Raw genomic sequence first — 23,291 nt, forward strand, 5'->3', positions numbered from 1 at the left:
CCCGGAGGTGGGTTTCCTCGCCGCGGGCCGGCGGTGTTGTCATGAGTGTGGCTTAACGGCGAAGTAGGCGGCCTGGTAGGGCGGCAGGCGCAGGGTCTCGCCATCGCGCTCGTGGGTGAAGCCGTGCCCGTCCAGGGCCCTGTCGATTGTCGGCGGCAGGCGGGTCTGCTGGGCCTCGCCGGTGAGGTTGAAGACGCAGAGGATCCTCTCGTCGGCCGTCTCGCGGACGAAACCGAGAAGCTCCGCGCCGACGTCGACCAGCGAGAGGTCGCCATCGAACAGCGCCGGGTGGGCGTTGCGGAAGGCGAGCTGACGGCGGGTGGCGCTGAGTACCGAGTCCGCGTCGTCCTGCTGTTCGGCGACGGAGAGCGGCAGCTGACGTGGCTCCACCGGCAGCCAGGGCGTAACGCTAGGGGCGGTGAAGCCGCCATGCGCGGCGTTTTCCCAGGGCATGGGCGTGCGACAGCCGTCGCGGCCCTTGAATTCCGGCCACAGCACCTTGCCGTAGGGGTCCTGGATGCGCTCGAAGGGCACCTCGGCCTCGGGCAGGCCCAGCTCCTCGCCCTGGTAGAGGCAGACGCTGCCGCGCAACGAGAAGAGCATGGCCAGGGCGACCTTGGGGTAGGCGAGCGGGTCCTCGTCCGCGCCCCAGCGAGTGGCGCTTCTCACCACGTCGTGGTTGGAGAGCGCCCAGCACGGCCAGGCATCGCCGGCCAGGCGCTGGAAGCGTTCCAGCACCTCGCGGATATAGGCCGCCGAGTGGGGCGTGTTGAGCAGGTCGAAGGTGTAGGCCATGTGCAGCTTGTCGCCGCCGGCGGTGTACTCGGCCATGCGCGCCAGCGGATTGTCGTCGCCGATCTCGCCCACCGTGGTGGTGCCGGGGAACTCGTCCATCAGCGCGCGCAGCTCGCGCAGGAAGTCGAGGTTCTCCGGGCGGCTGATGTCGTGGACATGACGCTGCCAGGTGTAGGGGTTGGCGTCCGGGGCGCCCAGGGTCTTGGCCTCGCCCGCCGGCACCGGCGGGTTGTCGCGCAGCTCGGCGTCGTGGAAGTAGAAGTTGACGGTGTCCAGGCGGAAGCCGTCGACGCCGAGCTCCAGCCAGAAGCGCATATTGTCCAACTGTGCCTGTCGCACTTCCGGGGTGTGGAAATTGAGATCCGGCTGGCTGGTCAGGAAGTTGTGCAGGTAGTACTGGCGGCGCCGGGAGTCGAAGGTCCAGGCCGAGCCGCCGAAGATCGACAGCCAGTTGTTGGGCGGTGTGCCGTCCGGCCTGGGGTCGGCCCAGACGTACCAGTCGGCGCGGGCGTTGGTGCGGTCGGCGCGGCTCTCCTGGAACCAGGGGTGCTGATCAGAAGAGTGGCTGATCACCTGGTCGATCATCACCTTGAGTCCCAGCGCGTGGGCGTGGACCAGCAGCGCCTTGAAGTCGTCCAGGGTGCCGAACATCGGGTCCACGTCGCGGTAGTCGCTGACGTCGTAGCCGAAGTCGAGCATCGGCGAGGTGAAGAAGGGCGATAGCCAGATACCGTCCACGCCCAGGCTCGCCACGTAGTCGAGCTTTTCGGTGATACCGGCCAGATCGCCGATCCCGTCGCCGTTGGCGTCCAGGAAGCTGCGCGGGTAGATCTGGTAGATGACGCCGCCGCGCCACCAGAGGGGGTTGTCTTGCATCTCGGTTTCCATCGATGACATGAGAGGGTCAGCCCTTGACCGCGCCGGCGGTGAGGCCGGAGACGATGCGCTTCTGGAAGATCATCACCAGCACCACCAGGGGCACGGTGACGGTGACCGAGGCGGCCATGATCGGCCCCCAGGGCAGCTCGTGCTGGCTGCCGCCGGAGATCAGGGCGATGGCCACCGGCACGGTGCGCTGGTCGTCGGAGAGGGTGAAGGTCAGGGCGAACAGGAATTCGTTCCAGGCGGCGATGAAGGCCAGCAGCCCGGTCGTCGCCATGGCCGGCCACATCAGCGGCAGGAACACCTTGGTGATGGTGATCCAGGGGGTGGCGCCGTCCATGATCGCCGCCTCCTCGAGCTCCATGGGCAACTGCTTCATGAAGGTGGTCAGCACCCAGACGGTGAAGGGCAGGGTGAAGATGGTGTAGCTCAGGATCAGGCCCGCCGGGTTGTTGTACAGGCCGAGCCCGCGGATCACCTCGAACAGGCCGGAGAGCACCGCCACCTGGGGGAACATGGAGACGCCGAGGATCACCAGCATCACCGTGGTGCGGCCGCGGAAGCGTACCCGGCCCAGGGCATAGGAGGCGGTGATGCCCAGCAGCAGGGCGATGGCCACCACGCTGATCGAGACCAGGATGGAGTTAAAGATGGCGCGCACGAAGCTGCCCTGGCTGAAGATCGCCACGTAGTTGGAGAAGTCCAGCGAATCCAGCCAGTAGCTCACGCTGAACAGTTCGCTGGAGGGCTTCAGCGAGGTGATCACGGCGTAGTAGAAGGGGAAGACGGCGTAGAGCAGCACCACGGCCACCAGCACCCAGAAGCCGATACGGGTGGCGAGCTTGTTGAGTCGGCGTGCGGTCATGTCAGTCGCCTCCCAGTTGCAGTTGCTTGCGGCCGAGGTAGAGGTAGGCCACCGTGGCCAGCGCGATGATCAGGAACAGCAGGGTCGAGGCGGCGCTGCCATAGCCCACGTCCTGGAACTCGACGAGCTGCTGGCGGGCGTAGATCGACATGGTCATGGTGCTGGAGGCGTTGGAGGTCAGCACGTAGATGACGTCGAACACCCTCAGGGCGTCGAGCAGGCGGAAGATCACCGCGACCATCAGCGCCGGGGTGATCAGTGGCAGGGTCACCTTGAAGAACACCCGGACCGGGTGGATGCCGTCGACCTCGGCGGCTTCGTAGCAGTCCTTGGGCAGCATCTGCAGCGCGGCCAGGGCGAGCAGGGCGACGAAGGGGATGGTCTTCCAGACGTCGACCATGATCACCGCCCACATGGAGTAGGTGGCGCTGGCGGTCCAGGCGATGGGCGAGTCGATGATGCCCAGCGCCATCAACAGGTGGTTGATGATCCCGAACTGGTCGTTGAGCATCCAGGCCCACATCTTGGCCGAGACGATGGTGGGAATCGCCCAGGGGATCAGCACCGCGGCGCGCACCAGCATGCGGCCCCGGAACTCGGCGTTGAGGATCAGTGCGACGATGACGCCGAAGACCACCTCCAGCGACACCGACACCACGGCGAAGAACACCGTGTTCCACACCGAGCGCCACCATAGCGGGTCGGTGAGCAGGCCGTACCAGGCGCCGTCATCGTAGACCAGGTAGTTCTCCAGGCCGATGAAGCTGGCGTCGCCCAGCGCCGAGAGGGTGCCGTCGGTCAGGCTGAAGTAGAAGGTGCGCAGTAGTGGCCAGCCGGCCACCAGGGCCAGCGCGACGAGCATCGGTGCCAGGAAGGTCCAGGCGGCGCGCACCCGTTGCCGGCGCACCTTGGTGCTGCGATAGGGGCGCGCCCTCTTGGGCGCGCTCTGGGTCGTGGTGGTGGTCATGTCGGGCTCCGGGGGTTATTTCCAGCGACGTTCGAGGCGACGCAACTGACCTTCCAGCTGGGCCAGGGCGTCGGCGGCGGGCGTGTCGCCGGACAGCACGCCGTGGGTGGTGTCGAAGAAGGCGTTGGAGACGCGGCCGTAGCTCTCGCCGGTCACCGCCGAGGGACGCGCCACGGCGTTGGCAAAGGTGTCGTAGAGGGTGCCGAAGAAGGGCACCGCCGCCAGCACCTCTTCGTCCTCGTAGAGGCGCTCCAGGGTCGGGTTGTAGGAGCCCTCGATGGCGCGGCGCTTCTGCTCCGCCTCGCCGGTCAGGAAGGCCACCAGCTCGGCGGCCAGCTCGCGATTCTCGCTGTACTTGGAGACCGCCAGGTTCCAGCCGCCCAGGGTGGCCGCGCTCTGGATTTCGCCGCCCGGAACCGCGGCGCTGTCGCTCTCGGGGCCGTGGGGCAGCTTGACCACGCCCACCCGGTCGCGCACCTCGCTCTCCTCGCTCTGGGCCAGTGACCAGGCGTAGGGCCAGTTGCGCATGAACACCGCGTTGCCGCTCTGGAACAGGCCGCGGGCCTCCTCCTCGGTGTAGTTGAGCGCGCCCTCGGGGGTGATGTCGCCGATCCAGGTGGCGGCCAGGTCCAGGGCCGCGGCGGCCTGCTCGTTATTGATCGTGAGGTTGCCCTCGCCATCGACGATGGTGCCGCCGCCGTGGCTGGCCACCCACTCCAGGGCGTTGCAGGTCAGGCCCTCGTAGGCGCGGCCCTGGAACACATAGCCCCACATTCCGTCGTTGCCGGCCTCGCGCTCGGCGGCCTGGATCTCGCGGGCGATCTCGGTGAGTTCCTGCCAGGTCTCAGGCGGTTCATGGCCGTACTCCTCGAGGAGATCCTTGCGGTAGTAGAGCACGCCGGCATCGGTGAACCAGGGCATGGCGACCAGGCGGCCGTCGACGGTGTTGTTCTCGACGATGGCCGGAAAGTGGCCCTCGGCGGCGTCCCCGCCCAGCGTCTCGTTGAGATCGAGCAGGTGGTTGGCGAGCAGGCCCGGCCACACCACGTCGATCTGCAGCACGTCGATGTCGCTGGAGTTGGCGGAGAGGATCTGTTGGTAGAGCGACAGGCGCTCGGTGGAGGAGTTGGGGGTGGAAACGATGTCCACCTCGTGGCCGGTCTGCTCCTCCCAGGCGGCAACGCCCTCCTGGCAGAGGGTCAGCTCGGCGCCCACGGCACCGCAGGAGATGGTCAACTCGGCGGCCTGGGCCTGGCCGGTAGCGGCCAGGGTGGATGTGGCCATGGAGATGGCGGCGATCAGTGTCTTCTTGAGCATGGTGGCTTCCTCGTCGGCTTGTTGTTATGACATCGCTGGCAGGTGGCAGTCAGTCGTTTCTTAAACGATTAAGATCGTAGGCGCTCAGTTAGCCGTTTCAGGTGGCGGAGTTCAACCTAGACTTTGGGCTAACGAGCTACGAGCTACGAGCTACGAGCTACGAGCAGAGGGTCCGGCGGTTGATGGCTCCCATCATAGGGAGAGCAGGAACAGGATCAGCGGCGGCGAGAGCAGCGATAGGATGAAGCCGCTGACCACGGCGATGGGCACGCAGGCCACACCGCCGTGCTGCTGGATCACCGGCAGGGTGAAGTCCATGGAGGTGGCGCCACCGTAGCCGATGGCGAGTGCCGCATGGCGGCGGATCACCAGCGGGATCAGCACGAAGGCGAGCAGCTCCCGGGTCAGGTCGTTGAAGAAGGCCACGCCGCCGAGCAGGGGCCCGAGCCGGTCGCCGATCAGGATGCCCGACAGCGAGTACCAGCCGAAGCCGGCGGCCATGGCCAGCCCCTCGTTCCAGGTCAGGCCAAGCAGAGGGGCGGCCAGCAGGCCGCCGGCGAGCGAGGTCACGGCCAGCACCATGGCGATGGCCAGGCCGAAGCGGTTGAGCAGGATCTGGCGCAGGGGCATGCCGGAGTTGCGCAACTGGCAGCCGATCAGCGCCAGCAGGGCATAGAGCACCCACTCGGCGAGGGTCTCGGCCCCGGCGAAGAGAGCCTCGCCGGTCAGGTTGCCACCGACCAGGCCCAGCAGCACGCCCAGCACCACCGCGCCCACCAGCGCGAGCGAGCCGGTCATGGCGGCCAGCTTGCTGGTGGGGGCCCCGGGCACCACCCGTGACGGGTCTGCGCGCAGGCCGAGCCGTCGGGAGAGCCACCACAGCCCGGCCAGGTTCAGGGCGCTGATGACGGCGAACAACTGCAGGGCCTGACCGCCCATGCGCGAGAGCTGGCTGGCGAGGTCCTCGAGCCCGGCAAGGCCCACCCCCATCAGCAGCAGGATCACATAGACCGAGGCGTTCACCCCGCGATTGATCAGGGCCAGGGTCCCGGCATGGTGCACCGGTACCAGATAGCCCAGCACCAGTGGCAACAGCACGATCAGCAGGCCGGACAGCATCGAGATTCCCTTCTCTGCAAGGGCCGCCGACGGCGGCCGTGAGGCCCGTTACTCTAGAGAATCCCGCGGGAGAGGGGAACGGCTTTTCCCGAATGGGGCATCAGCGACACGAATGTCAATCGGGCCGCGCCAGTTCGGTCAGCGACAGGCGGCTCTGGCGCTGGCCGTCGCGGTGGTATTCCACTGCCAGCAGTAGCCCGGGGAACCCGGGGTGGAAGCTGAACAGCAGCCGGCGTTCGGGCTTCTCGGGGTCGATGGCCTCGACCCTGACGGCCTCGAAGTCGCCGGCGGGCAGGGCGATCGTCTCGCGGTCGAGCACGCGGTAGTCGAGCCGCTCCTCGCGGCCGCGGTGGTCCTGGTAGTCGAGCCGGCAGGCGGCGTCCTGGCAGTCGCCGGTGAGGGCGCGACGCGACAGCTCGAACAGGGCGGTCTGGCGGTCGGGACGCTCGGCCAGGGCCTCGCCGGTGAGCCGGTAGTCGTCGCCGAGGCCCAGCAGCGAGTAGCCGCTGGCGTAGTGCACCGAGCGCACCCCCTGTGGCTCGACGATGAAGCGGCTGCGCTCCCTGCCCCTGGCCACGGTGATGGCGGCGCTCATGCGGCTCTGCCAATGGTCGTCTTCACGGGTCAAGCGATGCTCGATGGTGGCATCGGGCCAGCCACGCACCTCCAGCCGGTAGTTGGCGGTGAAGGGGCGGGGCACCGCGCTGTGCTCGAGTCCCGCCGCCTTCCTGCCGGGAGCCGCCGCGTGCGCCCCGGGCAAGGCAGCCGCCGGGGCCAGGGTCAGCAGCAGGAGCAGCAATGGGCAAAGAAGGCGCGAGGGGTGGGGCATGGCGGGTCTCCCCGTGGCAGGGCATGGCAAGGATGGTTTGAGCAACAGGGCTGAGAACCGCGACGCCCGGTTCCGGTTCCCCGCTACACGGTTGTTGCACGCTCGGGCGGGGTGATCGACGGGCTGCTACGCTTTTGCCTGCAGGTCGCGACAGTTCCGTCACGACCCTTCACGAAGGAGCTTTCCCATGGCCCGACTCTTGCTGATTGCCGGTGACTTCGTCGAGGACTACGAGATCATGGTGCCCTTCCAGGCGTTGCAGGCGATGGGGCACGAGGTCGATGCCGTCTGCCCGGAGAAGCGCGAGGGGGACCGGATCCGCACGGCCATCCACGACTTCGAGGGGGACCAGACCTACACCGAGAAGCCGGGGCACGACTTCACCCTCAACGCCACCTTCGCCGAGGTCGAGGTGGCCGGCTACGATGGCCTGGTGATCCCCGGCGGGCGGGCCCCGGAGTACCTGCGCCTCGACGAGCGGGTGCTGGAGATGGTCCGTTACTTCTTCGAGCATGAAAAGCCGGTCGCCGCGATCTGTCACGGCGCTCAGCTGCTGGCGGCGGCGGTGTCGCTGGAGGGGCGCCGGGTCTCGGCCTACCCGGCCTGCGCGCCGGAAGTCCGCCTGGCCGGCGGCGACTATGCCGAGATCGAGGTCGATCAGGCCGTATCGAGCGGCAAGCTGGTCACGGCGCCCGCCTGGCCGGCGCATCCGGCCTGGCTCATGCAGTTCAATGCGCTGCTGTAGGGTGGACGCTGGCGAGGGGCCGAGACGGTCACTCCGGAGCGGTGCGTGGGCCGGCGCGTGAGCGTACCGCCGCCTCAGGTCGATGACTGCAGGCGCGCCAGGCCCTCGCTGAGTTCCACCGGGTAGCCACTCTTGCCGGATGCCAGGCTCCTCACTTCGCCGGGCAGGCGCTCGAGGGCGTCCCGCACCCGCTCCCGGGCCTGGTCCGCCCGGGCCAGTGCCGCCTCGTCGATCCGGCCCCCCCGCACCAGCGGCGCCAGCAGCGGCTCGCCCTCCTCGATCGGTTCGTCGCGCAGGGCGATGACGTCGCCCGCATAGCGCCCGTCGGCGTCCAGGCGACGATAGAGCTGCTTGCGCGCCGGCAGGTTGATCTTGCCGGGCGAGTGCTTGACCCGGGGGGTACCGGCGAACTCCACCAGCTTGTAGGAGAGATCGATCACCGGGGCGTCCGCCGAGACCCCCATCTCGGTGCCCACGCCGAAGGCGTCGATGGGGGCGTCGTCCTCGAGCAGGTCGTCGATCTTGTACTCGTCGAGTCCGCTGCTGGCGACGATCTTCACCTCGGCATGACCGGCTGCGTCGAGCAGGGCGCGGGCCCCCTTGGCGAGCTCGCCCAGGTCGCCGGAGTCGAGCCGGATGGCACTCACCCGTACCTCGGGATCGTCACGCATCAGCTCGATCACCTTGCGCACCCCTTCCAGGGTGTCGTGGGTGTCCACCAGCAGGGTGGTGCCGGGATAGTGGCGGGCGAAGGCGCCAAAGGCCTCGTGCTCGTGGTCGTGGGCGAGGATGTAGCTGTGGGCCATGGTGCCGTTGAGCGCCAGGTCGTGGCGCAGGCCGCCGAGCACGTTGCTGGTGCCGGCCAGCCCGGCGGTGCGATAGGCGCGCACGCCGCGTACGGCGGCATCGATCCCGTGCATGCGACGCAGGCCGAAGTCGACCACCGGGCGGTCGCGGGCCGCCATCACGATGCGTACCGCCTTGGAGGCGAGCACCGTCTCGAGCTGTACCAGGTTCATGATCAGGCTCTCGAGCAGCTGGGCCTCGGCGATGGGGGCGTCGACCTCCATGAAGGGTTCGTTCTGGAACACCGGGGTGCCCTCGGGGAGGGTCCAGATGTCGCCGCTGAAGCGCCAGCCGGCGAGCCAGTCGAGGAAGGCGTCGTCGAACGTGCCGGTGCCGGCCAGCCGTTCCAGCGCCGACGGCGTGAAGCGGATCCGGCTGGCCAGGGCGGCGGCATGCTGCTGGCCGCAGGCGAGCATGAAGCGCCGTGTCGGCGGCAGCTTGCGGAAGTAGAGGCTGAAGGTGGCCCGCTCGTGCATCCGCTCCTTCCAGTAGGCCTGGAGCATGGTGAGCTGGTAGAGGTCGGTGAGCAGCGCCAGCTCGCTGTCGTCGACCTGGACGGGAATCGGCTCGCTCATGCGTGCACCTCGGCACCCGCATCCTGGAACTCGTGGCGACATGCTGCGACGGCATCGGGGTCCACCGCGGCGGCGAGTTCCTCCAGCAACAGGGTGGTGAAACCCTCTCGACGAGCTTCCAGCACCGTGGCTCGGACACAGACGTCCAGGGCCAGCCCGCAGACGACCACCCGCTCGACGCCCTTCTCCTTCAGGTAGCCGGCGAGCCCGGTATCGTCGAAGGCGGAGTAGGCGTCGCGGTCGAAGGCCGTGGCCTTGCTGACCCGGATGATGCCCTCGGGGAGGGCGAGGTCGGGATGAAAGGCCGCGCCCTCGGTGTCCTGGACGCAGTGTACCGGCCAGGGGCCGCCGCGGTGTTCGAAGCTGACGTGATCGACGGGGTGCCAGTCGCGGGAGGCGACCACCAGGGCGCCGCCGCGCCGGGCCGCGGCGATCTCGGCGTTGATGCCCGGCACCAGGGCGGCGCCACCGGTCACGGCCAGGGCGCCGCCCTCGCAGAAGTCGTTCTGCAGGTCCACGACCAGCAGGGCGTCATGGGGGCCATAGTCCACTTGCGTCGTCATCGTGCACCTCCAGGGAGGTCGATGGGTTCACCTTCAGCCTATCGCCTGTGCCGCCTTTCTTGTAGGCAGGGATGGGGTCGATGCCGCGATGATTCAATAGCCGGCGTCGGGGTCGACGGTCGCCACCGGCTCGCCGGCCTCGAAGGCACGCAGCGCCTCGGCCACCTGGTCGAGTGCCGCCGAGAGCGGTGTCGGCCCGGCCATATGGGGCGTGATCCAGATGCGTGGATGCGACCAGAGGGGGCTGTCGGCCGGCAGCGGCTCCTCGGCAAAGGCGTCGAGGAGGGCGCCGCGCAGCCGGCCCTCCCGCTCGCCTTCCCCCAGCGCCTCGAGCAGCGCCTGCTCGTCGATCAGGGTGCCGCGGCCGGGGTTGATCAGGCTGGCCCCCTCGGGCAGCGCGCCCAGCGCCTCGGCGTCGATGAGATGCCGGGTCTCCCGGGTGTCGGGCAGCAGCAGCACCAGGGTGCGTACCCGGCCGAGCAACGCGACGAGCCCGTCGTCGCCATGGTGGCAGGTGATGGCCTCGAGCGACTTGGGTGAGCGGCTCCAGCCGTGTACCGGGAAACCGTCGGCGGCGACCGTCTCGGCCACCCTGGCGCCGATGGCGCCGAGGCCCAGCACCCCCACCGGCCAGTCGCCCTTGTCGGTCACGGTATGTTCGCGCCACTCCCGGCGTGCCTGCTGGCGGCGGTAGCGGTCGAAATCGCGCTGGAAATGCAGCACACCGTAGCGCACATAGTCGCCGATCAGGTCACTCATGCCCGCGTCGCGCAGCTTGACGATGGGCACGCCCTCGGGCAGGCCGGGGTTGCCCAGCAGGGCATCGACCCCCGCCCCCAGGTTGACGATGCCCTTCAGCCGGGTCTGTTCGCGCAGCAGCTCGGCGGGGGGCTTCCACACCGCCAGGTAGTCAACATCGCGGCGCGCCTCCGCGGGGGCGTCGCTGGTGACGATCTCGGCGTCCGGCAGGCGCTCGGTCAGCGCCTCGCGCCAGGTCTCGGCGTCGTCGATATGGAGCAGTACGCGCATGTCGGCTCCCTCTGCTGGGTCGCGGTGGGTTCAGTACACGATCTGCATCATGGGTGGTGGCGCCTCGTCGAGCAAGCCGGCCAGGCGGACCAGTCCCTCGTCGAGCCGGGCGATGTCGGGCTCGGCGCCGAGACTGACGCGGATGCGCCGTGGCGGCGGGGTCTGTTCCACCATGAAGGGCACCGCCGTGGTGATGGCCAGCCCCTCCTGCTCGGCATGCTGCTGGAGTTCCTCGGCGCGCCACGCACCGGGCAGGGTGATCCACAGGTGCAGGCTGCTGGGCCGCGAGACGAAGGGGTGGCGACCCAGCCGGCGGGTGGCGAGCCGTTGCCGCTCGCCGAGCAGCTCGCGCTGCTCGGCCGCCAGGGCCTCGACGCTGCCGTCCGCCAGCCACAGGTGGGCGAGCTCGAAGACCAGCGGAGTGGCCATCCAGGTGGTGGCGCGCATCCGTGGCAGGGTGTGATGCAGCTGGCCGCGGGGTACCGTCAGGTAACCCGCCCGCAGTCCCGGTACCGTGACCTTGGTCAGGCTGGTGACGTGGAAGCCGAGCTGGGGAAGCCTGGCGGTCAGCGGCGTCAGTCCTGGCGCTTCCAGCAGGGCGTGGACATCGTCCTCGATCAGCCATACGCCGTGACGCTCGAGCACCTCGGCCACGGCATCGCGGCGCGCCTCGCTCATGGCCGCGCCAGTGGGGTTGAGCTGGGTGGGTGTCAGGCAGACGGCGCGAGGCTTGAAGCGACGACAGGCGACGTCGAGTGCCTCGGGGACCACGCCCTCGTCGTCGATGGTCACGCCGCGCAGCTGGAAGCCGAGGGTGCGCGACAGGGCGATCAGGCCGTGGTCGGTGAGCGCCTCGGTGAGCACCAGATCGCCGTGCTGGACCACCGTGGAGATCGCCAGCATCAGGCCGTGGGCGGCGCCGTTGCAGAGGATGAGATCGTCGACCTCCCCGGGCACCCCGAGCCGGGTGGTGAGCCAGGTGCTGGCGCGCTCACGCTGGTGCAGGAGCCCGGCGATCGGTCGGTTGGCCGTGATCACCTCGGGGCTGGCGTGCTCGGCCAGTTCGGCCAGGGCCTGGCGAAAGCGCAGGTGATGGCCCGGCGGGCAGACCGGATGGGCGATGGAGAGGTCGATCAACGAGTGCTCCTGACGCGGCTCATGGCCGCGCAGGTAGGCCGACTCCTTGGCATCGTCCAGGGCGTTGATCCAGGTCCCGCTGCCGATACGCGCCTGGACCAGGCCCATCTTCTCGGCCTGGGCGTAGGCGCGTGACACCGTCTGCACGCTGACGCCGAGGGTCTCGGCCAGCTGGCGATGGGGCGGCAGTCGGGTGCCGGGCGTGAGTTCGCCCTGGCGGATCGCTTCCGACAGCGCCCGGGCGATGGCCAGGTACTTGGGACCTGTGCCGGTCAGGTAGGGGGTCAGATCAATTGTCATGATTCAATAAAGCCTTTGACCGCCAGCCAATGGGGGGTGCTAGTATCCGCCTAGCGGCATTGACTGGCAATTGTCATGGTTGGTATCACAAAACATCATGACAATTATCGCGACGGCGGATCAATCGTTGCCAGTGACCGCTGATCCGGCGGCCCGGCCCTCTCCCCGGTGGGAGACGGCCGGTTCTTGGTGATGTGATGCGATGGCGAGTGGCCACATGATTCAGGTTTCCCTGCCCTTCACTCGTGAGGAATATGCCAGCCGCCTGTGGAAGGTGCGTGCCGAGATGGCCGGTCGAGGGATCGACGTGCTGATCATCAGCGACCCTTCCAACATGGCGTGGCTGACCGGCTATGACGGCTGGTCGTTCTACGTGCACCAGTGCGTACTGCTCGGCCTGGAGGGCGAGCCGGTCTGGTATGGTCGGCGCCAGGACAGCAACGGTGCCCTGCGCACCTGCTGGATGGATCCGGACAACATCACCTACTACCCGGATTACTATGTACAGAATCCGGACATGCACCCCATGGACTACCTGGCCCAGACCATCCTGCCCGACCGTGGCTGGCACCAGGGCGTGGTGGGCATGGAGATGGACAACTACTATTTCTCGGCCAAGGCCTACCAGAGCCTGCTGCGCGAGTTGCCCCACGCCCGCTTCCTCGATGCCAACGTCCTGGTCAACTGGTGCCGCGCCATCAAGTCGCCCCAGGAGATCGAGTACATGCGCATCGCCGCGCGCATCGTCGAGGGCATGCACTCGCGGATCCTGGAGGTCATCGAGCCGGGGCTCGCCAAGAGCAAGCTGGTCTCGGAGATCTACCGGGTCGGCATCGAGGGCTGGACGGCGCCGGACGGCAAGGTCTACGGCGGCGATTACCCGGCCATCGTGCCGTTGCTGCCCACCGGCTCGGATGCCGCCGCCCCTCACCTGACCTGGGACGACACCCCCTTCCGCCAGGGCGAGGGCACCTTCTTCGAGATCGCCGGCTGCTTCAAGCGCTACCATGCGCCGCTCTCGCGCACGGTGTTCCTCGGCAAGCCGCCCCAGGAGTTCGTGCGCGGCGAGTCGGCCCTGCTCGAGGGCATCGAGAACGGCCTGGAGGTGGCCAGGCCCGGCAACCGCTGTGCCGACATCGCCATGGCGCTGGGCGCGGCCATGGACAAGTACGGTTTCGACCGCGGCGGTGCCCGCTGCGGTTACCCCATCGGCATCAGCTATCCGCCGGACTGGGGGGAGCGCACCATGAGCCTGCGTCCCTCCGACGAGACCATCCTGCAGCCGGGCATGACCTTCCACTTCATGCCCGGCATGTGGATGGACGACTGGGGCCTGGAAATCACCGAGAGCATCCTGATCACCGAGAGCGGCGCCGAGCCGCTGGCGAACTTCCCCCGCCAGCTGTTCGTCAAGTAAGGAGACGACCATGAGCAAGCGACCCAGCCCGATTTCCGCCACCGTCGACTTCGACGCCGATGGCGTCCAGCACGGTTTCCTCAAGCTGCCGATCTCCAACGACGAGTCGGCGTGGGGGGCGGTGATGATCCCGGTCACCGTGGTGAAGAATGGCGAGGGCCCCACGGCCCTGCTGACCGGCGGCAACCACGGCGACGAGTACGAAGGCATCACCGCCCTGCTCAAGCTGGCCAACTCGCTCACCGCCGACCAGGTGCGGGGGCGCGTGATCATCGTGCCGATGATGAACACCCCGGCGGCCATGGCCGGCAAGCGGACGTCGCCCATGGACGGCGGCAACCTCAACCGCAGCTTTCCCGGCGACCCCGACGGCACGGTCACCGAGAGGATCGCCGATTACTTCACGCGGGTGATGGTGCCGATGTGCGACGTGGTGCTCGACCTGCACTCCGGCGGGCGCACCCTGGACATCATCCCCTTCGCCGCTTCCCACGTGCTGGAGGATGCCGAGCAGCAGCGCCAGGCGCTGGAAGGCGCCAAGGCCTTCGGCGCCCCCTATGCGATGATGATGTTCGAACTCGACGCCGCGGCGCTGTTCGACACCGCGGTGGAGAGCCAGGGCAAGGTGTTCGTCGCCACCGAATTGGGCGGCGGCGGTACCTCGACGCCACAGAGCCTGGCCGTCACCGAGCGTGGCATCCGCAACTTCCTGATCCACTTCGGCCTGACCGCCGGTGAGCTGGAGCTGCCCGTCGCGCCGCAGGTCTACCTCGACATGCCCGATGCCAGCTGCTATGTGCAGAGCGAGCACACCGGCCTGCTCGAGCTGACCCTGGCGCTGGGCGAGGCGGTGGAAGAGGGGCAGGTGATCGCCCGGGTCTTCGATCTGACCCGCAGTGGCGCCCCACCGGTGGAGTACCGGGCGGGCCGCAGCGGGGTGCTGGCGGCGCGGCGCTTCCCGGCCCAGGTCAACATGGGGGACACCATCGCGGTGATCGCCGAAGTCGTCGATTCGCTGGGCTGACCAGACACGTCAGGAAGACAACGCATGAAGCTCGATCGCTATGACCTGAAGATTCTCGAGATCCTCTCCCGGGACGGGCGCATCACCAAGTCGAAGCTGGCCGAGGCGATCAACCTCTCGGTCAGCCCCTGCTGGGAACGGGTGCGGCGGCTGGAGAAGGCCGGCATCATCGAGGGCTACTCTGCCCGGATCAATGCCGGTGCACTGGTCCGGCGCACGCCGGTCTGGGTGCAGGTCGAGCTCAAGGCGCACAACGCCGAGAGCTTCGCCCGCTTCGAGGCGCTGGTCCACGACACCCCCGAGGTCACCGAGTGCGTGGCGGTGGGTGGCGGCGTCGACTACCTGATCAAGGTCGAGGCCGAGACCATCGACGCCTACCAGCGGCTGCTCGATACCTGGCTGACCGGTGAGGCCGGGATCGAGCGCTATTTCACCTACATCGTCACCAAGACGGTGAAGCGTCCCGCCCCCGGTTTCGAGCCCCGCGACTTCGCCTGAGCCCGGCGATCAGCCGGTGGTAACCTGCTCGGGCGCCCAAGCGAAACCTCAGCGTTGATGTCACGGAGACCGATTCTGGCTTAAGCTTGTCGTGGAGGGTGAGCCGATGCTCACCCAGGCCGGGCGATCCCACCGGCACTGATCTTCCAATGGTGCCGGTCAGTTTGATGGATAGTCGATAGCGCCCTGGAAGATTTCGAGATCGCCTGACGCAGAGAGACCACGATGTCCTACTTCACCATTGCCGGTGTGCAGATGTATGCCCTGCATCACGGCGACAACACCGAGGCCATGCGCCACCGGGTCGACGTGCTGATGAGCCGCTTTCCCCAGGTGCAGATGGTCGTCTTCAGCGAGCTGATGCCCATGGGCGCCTCGCCGCACCACGCAGAACCGATGCCCAGCAACGCCGAGGCGCTGTTCTGCCAGATCGCCGAGCAGCACCGCATCTGGTTGATTCCCGGCTCGATGTTCGAGCAGGTGGACGACCGGGTCTACAACACCCTCTCGGTGATCAACCCCCATGGCCAGGTGGTGGCCCGCTACCGCAAGATGTTCCCCTTCCGCCCCTACGAGGCGGGCGTCGAGAGCGGCGACGAGTTCGTCACCTTCGACGTGCCCAACGTCGGTCGCTTCGGGGTGTCGATCTGCTATGACATGTGGTTCCCCGAGACCACCAGGACACTCGCCGCCATGGGCGCCGAGGTGATCCTGCACCCGACCATGACCGATACCATCGACCGCGACATCGAGCTGGCCATCGCGCGGACCAATGCGGCGGTCAACCAGTGCTACTTCTTCGACATCAACGGCGCCGGCGCCATCGGCAACGGCCGCTCCATCGTGGTCGGCCCCTCCGGCGACGTCATCCACCAGGCCGGCACCGGCGAGGAGGTCATGCCCATCGAGGTCGACCTCAACCGGGTGCGTCGCGAGCGCGAGACCGGCCTGCGTGGCCTCGGCCAGCCGTTGAAGAGCTTCCGCGACCGTCGCGTCGACTTCTCGGTGTACCGCAACGAGGCCGGCGCGACTCCCTTTCTCGACACCCTGGGCCCCCTGGCCAAGCCGGTGCGCGCCGACGTCGAGGAGTATTGACCCACCGCCTGCGGGCGGCGCAACCCACAAGGAGAACACCATGCTGGAGCGCTTGTTACGGGCCCTGCGCCGCCTGATCGGTTCACCCGCGACCGGAGTCCACCACGAGCAACCCTCCCGCGCCGCGCCCCGCGCTGCGGTGCCGGCCCCCGCCGCATCCGTTTCCGCCACCGATGGAGCGACAACGATGAGCAAGATAACAACCATTGCCGATGTCCGCCGCCACTTCCGCAACAACAAGGAGCCCATCTACTTCATCTCGGCCACCAACTTCAATCTGCTGGGGATCGGCGACTGGGTGGGCGCTTTCCGCCACATCAACTACATCGACTGCTTCGACGGCCAGCAGCGCAACGTCTTCGTGCCCAGGGAGAAGTTCCCGCGTGACTTCGAGAGCATCGAGGACATCAACAACTACCTGCTCGAGCACAAGGAGGTCATCGACTTCATCCAGTCGAGGGCCTCCGGCGACAACGCCGGCACCGCCGCCTTCCTGATGTTCGACGAGCACACCGAGGAGGTGTGCAAGCAGCTGGGTCTCAGGGTTGCCTTCCCGCCGGCGGCCTTGCGCAGCCGCATGGACAACAAGATCGAGACGGTGCGCATCGGCAACAAGGCCGGCGTGCCCAGCGTGCCCAATGTGCTGGCCAGGGTCGGCAGCTATCAGGAACTGTGCGAGGTGAGCCAGGAGCTGGGCAGTGACCTGGTGGTGCAGACCGCCTTCGGCGACTCCGGCCATACCACCTTCTTCATCGCCAGCGAGGACGACTACTACAAGCACGCCGAGGAGATCGAGGCCGAACCCGAGGTCAAGATCATGAAGCGCATCAACTGCCGCGGCTCGGCCATCGAAGCCTGTGCCACCCGCTGCGGCACCGTGGTGGGGCCCTTGATGACCGAGCTCGTCGGCTTCAAGTCGCTGACCCCCTACAAGGGCGGCTGGTGCGGCAACGAGATGTTCGCCGGCGCCTTCAGCCAGGAGGTGCGCGACAAGGCCCGTGAATACACCTTCCTGTTCGGCGAGGCGCTGCGCGAGGAGGGCTACCGCGGCTACTTCGAGCTCGATTTCCTGATCGACATGGACACCCACGAGGTCTACCTGGGCGAGCTCAATCCCCGGGTCACCGGCGCCAGCTCGCTGACCAACGTGGCGGCCTTCGCCCACTCCGACATCCCGCTGTTCCTCTTCCATCTGCTGGAGTTCTCCGACGTCGACTTCGACCTCGACATCGACGAGATCAACGAGCGCTGGGCGCACCCCGACAGCGTCGACAGCTGGAGCCAACTGGTGATCAAGCATACCGACGAGAGCGTCGACCTGGTGACCTCGGCGCCGCGTTCGGGTGTCTGGCGCATGAACGACGACGGCAGCATCGGCTATGACCACTACAGCTATCATCCCCACGCCGCCGAGAACGAGGACGAGGCCTTCTTCCTGCGCATCAGCGGGGCGGGCGACTTCCGCTACGAGGGCGCCGACCTGGGCATCCTGATCACCCGCGGTCGGCTGATGGATGACGACTTCCAGCTCACCGAACGGGCCAAGGCCTGGATTGCCGGTATTCGCGGTCAATATGCCGGCCAGTCACTGCAGGATCCGGTAGTGGAGGAGGTCGCCGTGAGCCATGCCGTCGGTGGCGGTAACTTCAAGATTCTCTGAGCGGGGATGCAGCCCGGCCGCCTGATCGCGGCCGGGCGGAGTGTGCCATGGACAAGACGCTGGTTTTTCGCACCGTGCACGAGGAGTCGCCGGGGGCCAAGTGGCGGTCGCTGTTCGACTACCACTGGCCGGCCTACGAGCAGTGGTACCTGGCGGAGGGCGAGCGGGAGCGGCCGGCGTATCTCGCTTGCTACAACGCCCTGCGTCGCCATATGCCCGAGCTGCTGGGGACCTATCGGGTCCTCTGCGAGCTGGCCGGCGGCGGCGACCTGGCCGCACGGCTGCTGAGCCTCTACCGGCCGCCGCCCTATATCACCGGCTGCTCCCAGGCGGTGCTGGCCAGGCCGGCCTCCACGGTGCTGGCGCGCAACTACGACTACCCGCCCGAACTGTGCGAGGGCACCATCCTCTACAGCCGCTGGAACGAGCGGCGGGTGATCGCCATGTCCGACTGCCTGTGGGGCGTGCTCGACGGCATGAACGACCGGGGGCTCGCGGTGTCGCTGGCCTTCGGCGGGCGCAAGGCGGTGGGCGACGGCTTCGGGGCGCCGATCATCCTGCGCTACCTGCTGGAGTTCTGCGACAGCGTGCCCGAGGCCGCCGAGGTGCTGGCCCGGGTGCCGACGCACATGGCCTACAACATCACCGTGGCCGATGCCGGGGGGCGCTACATCACGGCGATGATCGCCCCGGACCGCCGCGCCAGCATCCGGCGCGTGCCGGTGGCCACCAACCATCAGAAGAAGATCGAGTGGTATGCCCATGCCCTGGCCTCCGAGACCCTGATTCGCGAGCGCCAGCTGTCGATCCTGGTGGACGACGAGGCGACCACCGAGGAACGGCTGATCTCGGCCTTCTTCTCGCCGCCGCTGTTCCGTCACGACTACCAGCGCGGCCTGGGCACCGTCTACACCGCGGTCTATCGCCCCCGGACCGGTCGCGTCCAGTACCACTGGCCCGGCAAGTGGCTGGACCTTTCCTTCGACGACTTTTGCGAGGAGCGCCTGGCGATCCGTTACGGTTCGCGCCACCTGAGCGCCGGCTGAGGGGGCGACGCCCTGGCTGGGCGTCGACCCCGGCATCATCGATCACAACACGAGAGGCGGGTGTCGTCATGCAAGAGACAAGCTATTCGGAAACTCCCTACACGGCGCTGGGCTTCTACCACAAGATCTCCCAGTTGCGCGCCGACACCTGGAATGCCCTGAAGCGCGACCTCGGCATTCTGGTGCGACTGAACGACGAGAGTCGGGCCAAGAACCTGATCAAGGCCATCGACGTCAAGTTGACGCGGCTGGAGATCGTCGAGGACTACCACGCCTTCCCCTCCAAGGAGGACTTCCGCCATCTCTGGACGCTGTTCGACCGCGAGGAGTACGTACTGCTGGAGAAGGTGGTCAAGCGCCTGGTGCGGGCGCTGATCAGCGAATCCTACCGCCGCCGCCATGTCGACCTCAGCGAGACCGATGCCGACGCCGAGGACCTGGAGACCCTCGACGCCCTGGCCCAGCTGCGGCGCGGCCACCCGGCCTCGAACAGTTCGGCCCAGCCCTACTTCGAACTGCTGATCGTCGACAACCTCTCGGCTCAGGAGGAGGAGGTCGTCCGCGAGGCCTTCCGTAACATGCGCCGTCCCGAGGACAAGTTCGTCTATGACGTGGTCACGGTCCGCAGCTTCGAGGACGCGCTGATCGCGGTGCTGGTCAACCCCAACATCCAGGCCTGCCTGATCCGCTACGAGTTCCCCTACAAGTCGAAGTACAACCTCAGTGCCCTGCGCAACTACCTCGAGGGCCTGTCGGAGAAGGACCTGGAGCACCAGACCGAGGCCGAGCGCAGCATCCTGTTGAGCAGCATGATCCACGAACTGCGCCCCGAGATCGACCAGTTCCTGGTCACCAGCGGCGACGTCGAGGCCACGGCGAGCCGCGACATCCGCTACTTCAACCGTATCTTCTACCGCGAGACCGACTACATCGAGCAGCACCACACCATCCTGCGCGCCATCGACAGTCGCTACCGCACCCCCTTCTTCGATGCCCTGCGCGAGTACAGCAAGAAGCCCACCGGGGTCTTCCACGCCATGCCCATCTCGCGGGGCAAGTCGGTGACCCGTTCCCACTGGGCCGGGCAGATGATCGACTTCTACGGTATCAACATCTTCCTCGCCGAGACCTCGGCGACCTCCGGCGGGCTCGATTCGCTGCTGCAGCCCTACGGGCCGATCAAGAAGGCCCAGGAGTATGCCGCCCGGGCCTTCGGTGCGCGGCAGAGCTTCTTCGTCACCAACGGCACCTCGACGGCCAACAAGATCGTGGTCCAGGCGCTGGTCAAGCCCCGCGACATCGTGCTGGTCGATCGCGACTGCCACAAGTCGCACCACTACGGCATGGTGCTGGCCGGCGCTCACGTCAGTTACCTGGACTCCTACCCGCTCAACGACTACTCGATGTACGGCGCGGTGCCGCTGCACGAGATCAAGAAGACCCTGCTGCGCTACAAGCGTTCCGGGCAGCTCGACAAGGTCAAGATGCTGCTGCTGACCAACTGCACCTTCGACGGCGTGGTCTACAACGTGCGCCGGGTGATGGAGGAGTGCCTGGCGATCAAGCCCGACCTGGTGTTCCTGTGGGACGAGGCCTGGTTCGCCTTCGCCGGCTTCAACCCCACCTATCGGCCGCGCACCGCCATGCACACGGCGCGCAGCCTGCGTGACCGCTACCGCAGCGAGAGCTACCGCGAGGAGTACGCGGCCTGGAAGGCCGAGTTCGACCGGCTCGACCCCGACGACGAGGCCACCTGGCTCGACCGCCGGTTGCTGCCCGACCCCGACCAGGTGCGCATCCGCACCTACGCCACCCACTCGACTCACAAGACCCTGACCTCGCTGCGCCAGGGCTCGATGATCCATGTCTGGGACCAGGACTTCCGCCAGAAGGTCGAGGCGCCGTTCCACGAGGCCTACATGACCCATACCTCGACCTCGCCCAACTACCAGATCGTGGCGTCGCTGGACGTGGGGCGCATGCAGGCCGAGATGGAGGGCTTCGAGCTGGTGCATGCCCAGGTCGAGGCGGCGCTGTCGCTGCGCGAGCAGCTCTATACCCATCCGCTGCTGCAGAAGTACTTCCGGGTGCTCAAGAACAGCGACATGGTCCCCGCGGCCTACCGCGAGTCCGGGGTCGAGTCCTACTACGACCCGGTCACCGGCTGGAACCAGATGGAGGAGGCCTGGGCACGGGACGAGTTCGTGGTCGACCCGACCCGGGTGACCATCGCCATCGGCGCGACCGGGGTCGATGGCGACACCTTCAAGAACGAATTCCTGATGAACAAGTACGGCATCCAGATCAACAAGACCTCGCGCAACACCGTGCTGTTCATGACCAACATCGGTACCACCCGCGGCTCCATCGCCTACCTGCTCGACGTGCTGATCAAGCTGGCCAAGGAGTTCGACAGCCGCTGGGAGGACAGCAGCCATCCCGAACGCCGGATCATCGAGAACCGGGTGCGCTCCCTGACCCAGGAACTGCCGCCGCTGCCGGACTTCAGCCGCTTCCACGACGCCTTCCGCCCCGATCCCGCCGGGGACACCCCGGAAGGGGACATTCGTCAGGCCTACTTCCTCAGTTACGACGATGAGAACACCGAGTACCTGCGTTTCGACAACGGCGAGTTGCAGGCGCAGATGCGGGGCGGACGCGACGTGGTCTCGGCGAGCTTCGTGATTCCCTATCCGCCGGGTTTCCCGGTGCTGGTGCCGGGGCAGGTGGTCAGCGAGGCGATCCTCGCCTTCCTGCAGGCGCTGGACGTGACCGAGATCCACGGCTATCGCCCCGAGCTCGGCCTGCTGGTCTTCACCGAGGAGGCCCTGCGCGACCCGCCGGCGGGCTGACGCCCTTCGTCCGAGCGCCGCCGCTGTGCAGAAAAAACGGCAACTTCCCGGTCGAGGACAAAAAATCCTGTCGATGTCGGCCGGGTTATCGAAAAGTCCTGAACGACGATCTCCCTTACCATGACTGCATCGCGCGGCCTTCGGGCCGCCGGTCGATTTCGTCATCACCGGCGTTCGAACCCGTCGCCGGTGTGCAAGGGGAGGTGCCGCATGAAACTGTCCAAGACCCTGTCCAACGCCCTGAGCGATCCGCGTCTGTTCCGCGAGCATGCCTATGTCGACGGCAAGTGGACCCACGGCGACGGTGGGCGCGAGGCGGCCGTGTTCGATCCGGCCACCGGCGAGGCCATCGGGCACATCCCCTGGCTGGAGGCTCACCAGATCCGCGAGGCGGTGGACGCCGCCGACGCCGCCTACGTGCACTGGCGGGCGCTGCGCGCCGACGAGCGTTGCGAGCGCCTGCTGGCCTGGTACGACCTGCTGCAGGCCAACCGCGAGGACCTGGCGACGATCATGACCCTGGAGCAGGGCAAGCCGTTGCCGGATGCCCGCGGCGAGGTGGAGTACGGGGCCAGCTTCGTGCGCTGGTTCGCCGAGGAGGGCAAGCGTACCTTCGGCGAGACCATTCCCAGCCACATCCCCAATGCCGCCCTCGGCACCCTCAAGGAGCCGGTGGGCATCGCCGCCCTGATCACCCCCTGGAACTTCCCGCTGGCGATGATCACCCGCAAGGCCGCCGCCGCGATGGCCGCCGGCTGCCCGGTGATCGTCAAGCCGGCCGGCGAGACGCCGTTCTCGGCCCTGGCGCTGGCCGAGCTGGCCGAGCGTGCCGGCATCCCGGCCGGGGTGTTCAACGTGGTGCTGGGCGAGCCCGCCGAGGTGTCGAAGATCCTGTGTGGCGAGGAGCGCATCAAGGCACTCTCCTTCACCGGTTCCACCCGGGTCGGCCGGCTGCTGCTGGAGCAGTGCGCGGGCACCGTCAAGCGGGTGTCGCTGGAGCTGGGAGGCAATGCGCCCTTCATCGTCGGGCCGGACATGGATCCCCGGGAAGCCGCCCTTGCGGCGGTGGCGGCCAAGTTCCAGACCGCCGGTCAGGACTGCCTGGCGGCCAATCGGATCCTGGTCCACGAGTCGATCCACGACGCCTTCGTCGAGCACTTCGCCGAGCGCATGGCGGCACTGACCGTGGGCAACGGCCTGGAGAGCGAGGTCGACCTGGGCCCGCTGATCCACCGCCAGGCGGTGGACAAGGCCGCGGCCATCGTCGACGACGCCATCTCCCGGGGAGCGACCCTGGTGGCCGGCGATCAGAACGCCGCGCCCGGCCCCAACTTCTTCATGCCGGTGTTGCTGACCGGCGTGACGCCGCAGATGATGGTATGGCGCGAGGAGAACTTCGCGCCGGTGGCCGGGGTGACCGCCTACTCGGACGACGAGGAGGTGATCGCCATGGCCAACGACACCGAGTATGGCCTGGCGGCGTACGTGTACACCCACGATATCCGCCGCATCTGGAAGCTGCTGCGGGCGCTGGAGTACGGCATGGTGTCGGTCAACTCGGTGAAGATGACCGGTCCCCCGGTGCCCTTCGGCGGCGTCAAGCAGTCGGGCCTGGGCCGCGAGGGCGGCATCACCGGCATCGATGAGTACCTGGAAACCAAGTATTACTGCCTCGGTGCCCTCGGATCGGTTTCCGGCAGCTGAGTCGAGACGGAGCGAACCAGAACGAT

At 67.6% G+C, this 23,291-nt stretch carries 19 protein-coding genes; 9 read left to right on the forward strand and 10 right to left on the reverse strand.

All coding sequences use genetic code 11. The annotated features are described in order from the left end of the window. Positions 1-39: 39 nt before the first annotated feature. The 6 genes from QLQ85_RS13900 to QLQ85_RS13925 form a co-directional block, all read right to left on the reverse strand. Positions 40-1,671 carry an alpha-glucosidase family protein gene (locus QLQ85_RS13900; protein ID WP_282739548.1) on the reverse strand — a complete coding sequence of 544 codons (1,632 nt, stop codon included), beginning with the start codon at positions 1,669-1,671 and terminating at the stop codon, positions 40-42. Positions 1,672-1,699: 28 nt separating this feature from the next. Beyond that, positions 1,700-2,542 (reverse strand): carbohydrate ABC transporter permease, encoded by an 843-nt coding sequence (locus QLQ85_RS13905; RefSeq protein WP_282739549.1) that lies wholly within the window; start codon positions 2,540-2,542, stop codon positions 1,700-1,702. 1 nt (position 2,543) lies between these two features. Next, positions 2,544-3,509: a carbohydrate ABC transporter permease gene (locus tag QLQ85_RS13910; protein ID WP_282739550.1), complete on the reverse strand. Its 966-nt coding sequence runs from the start codon at positions 3,507-3,509 to the stop codon at positions 2,544-2,546. Between the two features lie 15 nt (positions 3,510-3,524). After that, complete coding sequence (locus tag QLQ85_RS13915) at positions 3,525-4,826, reverse strand: ABC transporter substrate-binding protein (protein ID WP_282739551.1); 1,302 nt, start codon at positions 4,824-4,826, stop codon at positions 3,525-3,527. Positions 4,827-5,018: 192 nt separating this feature from the next. Further along, positions 5,019-5,945 carry a lysine exporter LysO family protein gene (locus tag QLQ85_RS13920; protein WP_282739552.1) on the reverse strand — a complete coding sequence of 309 codons (927 nt, stop codon included), beginning with the start codon at positions 5,943-5,945 and terminating at the stop codon, positions 5,019-5,021. 115 nt (positions 5,946-6,060) lie between these two features. Next, the gene (locus QLQ85_RS13925; RefSeq protein WP_282739553.1) at positions 6,061-6,774 is read right to left on the reverse strand and encodes a hypothetical protein; all 714 of its coding nucleotides are present in this window, start codon (positions 6,772-6,774) and stop codon (positions 6,061-6,063) included. A gap of 187 nt (positions 6,775-6,961) precedes the next feature. On the opposite strand from QLQ85_RS13925, the gene QLQ85_RS13930 reads away from it, so the two are divergent. Then, the gene (locus QLQ85_RS13930; protein WP_282739554.1) at positions 6,962-7,519 is read left to right on the forward strand and encodes a DJ-1/PfpI family protein; all 558 of its coding nucleotides are present in this window, start codon (positions 6,962-6,964) and stop codon (positions 7,517-7,519) included. A gap of 74 nt (positions 7,520-7,593) precedes the next feature. Here QLQ85_RS13930 and QLQ85_RS13935 read toward each other — a convergent pair whose 3' ends face one another. From QLQ85_RS13935 to ehuR, 4 genes are all read right to left on the reverse strand, one after another. After that, positions 7,594-8,940, reverse strand: a complete 1,347-nt coding sequence (locus tag QLQ85_RS13935; RefSeq protein ID WP_282739555.1) for a nicotinate phosphoribosyltransferase — start codon at positions 8,938-8,940, stop codon at positions 7,594-7,596. Beyond that, positions 8,937-9,503 (reverse strand): isochorismatase family protein, encoded by a 567-nt coding sequence (locus QLQ85_RS13940; protein WP_282739556.1) that lies wholly within the window; start codon positions 9,501-9,503, stop codon positions 8,937-8,939. Before QLQ85_RS13940 ends, QLQ85_RS13935 begins: the two co-directional genes overlap by 4 nt. Positions 9,504-9,596: 93 nt before the next feature. Further along, positions 9,597-10,532 (reverse strand): 2-hydroxyacid dehydrogenase, encoded by a 936-nt coding sequence (locus QLQ85_RS13945; protein WP_282739557.1) that lies wholly within the window; start codon positions 10,530-10,532, stop codon positions 9,597-9,599. Positions 10,533-10,562: 30 nt separating this feature from the next. Then, positions 10,563-11,969 (reverse strand): MocR-like ectoine utilization transcription factor EhuR, encoded by a 1,407-nt coding sequence (ehuR, locus tag QLQ85_RS13950; protein WP_282739558.1) that lies wholly within the window; start codon positions 11,967-11,969, stop codon positions 10,563-10,565. Positions 11,970-12,186: 217 nt separating this feature from the next. On the opposite strand from ehuR, the gene doeA reads away from it, so the two are divergent. The 8 genes from doeA (at position 12,187) to QLQ85_RS13990 (ending at position 23,265) form a co-directional block, all read left to right on the forward strand. Next, positions 12,187-13,386 (forward strand): ectoine hydrolase DoeA, encoded by a 1,200-nt coding sequence (gene doeA, locus QLQ85_RS13955; protein WP_282739559.1) that lies wholly within the window; start codon positions 12,187-12,189, stop codon positions 13,384-13,386. 10 nt (positions 13,387-13,396) lie between these two features. Then, positions 13,397-14,410: a N(2)-acetyl-L-2,4-diaminobutanoate deacetylase DoeB gene (gene doeB, locus QLQ85_RS13960; RefSeq protein ID WP_282739560.1), complete on the forward strand. Its 1,014-nt coding sequence runs from the start codon at positions 13,397-13,399 to the stop codon at positions 14,408-14,410. 24 nt (positions 14,411-14,434) lie between these two features. Further along, positions 14,435-14,908, forward strand: coding sequence for an Lrp/AsnC family transcriptional regulator (locus QLQ85_RS13965; protein WP_282722047.1), 474 nt, complete (start codon positions 14,435-14,437; stop codon positions 14,906-14,908). 225 nt (positions 14,909-15,133) lie between these two features. After that, positions 15,134-16,003: a carbon-nitrogen hydrolase family protein gene (locus tag QLQ85_RS13970; RefSeq protein WP_282739561.1), complete on the forward strand. Its 870-nt coding sequence runs from the start codon at positions 15,134-15,136 to the stop codon at positions 16,001-16,003. 187 nt (positions 16,004-16,190) lie between these two features. Beyond that, positions 16,191-17,663, forward strand: a complete 1,473-nt coding sequence (locus QLQ85_RS13975) for a biotin carboxylase (protein ID WP_282739562.1) — start codon at positions 16,191-16,193, stop codon at positions 17,661-17,663. 47 nt (positions 17,664-17,710) lie between these two features. Continuing rightward, positions 17,711-18,709 carry a C45 family autoproteolytic acyltransferase/hydolase gene (locus QLQ85_RS13980; RefSeq protein WP_282739563.1) on the forward strand — a complete coding sequence of 333 codons (999 nt, stop codon included), beginning with the start codon at positions 17,711-17,713 and terminating at the stop codon, positions 18,707-18,709. Positions 18,710-18,777: 68 nt separating this feature from the next. Further along, positions 18,778-21,561, forward strand: coding sequence for an aminotransferase class I/II-fold pyridoxal phosphate-dependent enzyme (locus QLQ85_RS13985; RefSeq protein ID WP_282739564.1), 2,784 nt, complete (start codon positions 18,778-18,780; stop codon positions 21,559-21,561). A 210-nt stretch (positions 21,562-21,771) separates the two neighbouring features. Beyond that, on the forward strand, positions 21,772-23,265 hold the full coding sequence (locus QLQ85_RS13990) for an NAD-dependent succinate-semialdehyde dehydrogenase (protein WP_282739565.1): 1,494 nt from the start codon (positions 21,772-21,774) through the stop codon (positions 23,263-23,265). The last annotated feature ends 26 nt before the right edge of the window (positions 23,266-23,291 follow it).

Source organism: Halomonas kalidii (assembly GCF_030010475.1).
Lineage (GTDB): Bacteria > Pseudomonadota > Gammaproteobacteria > Pseudomonadales > Halomonadaceae > Halomonas > Halomonas heilongjiangensis.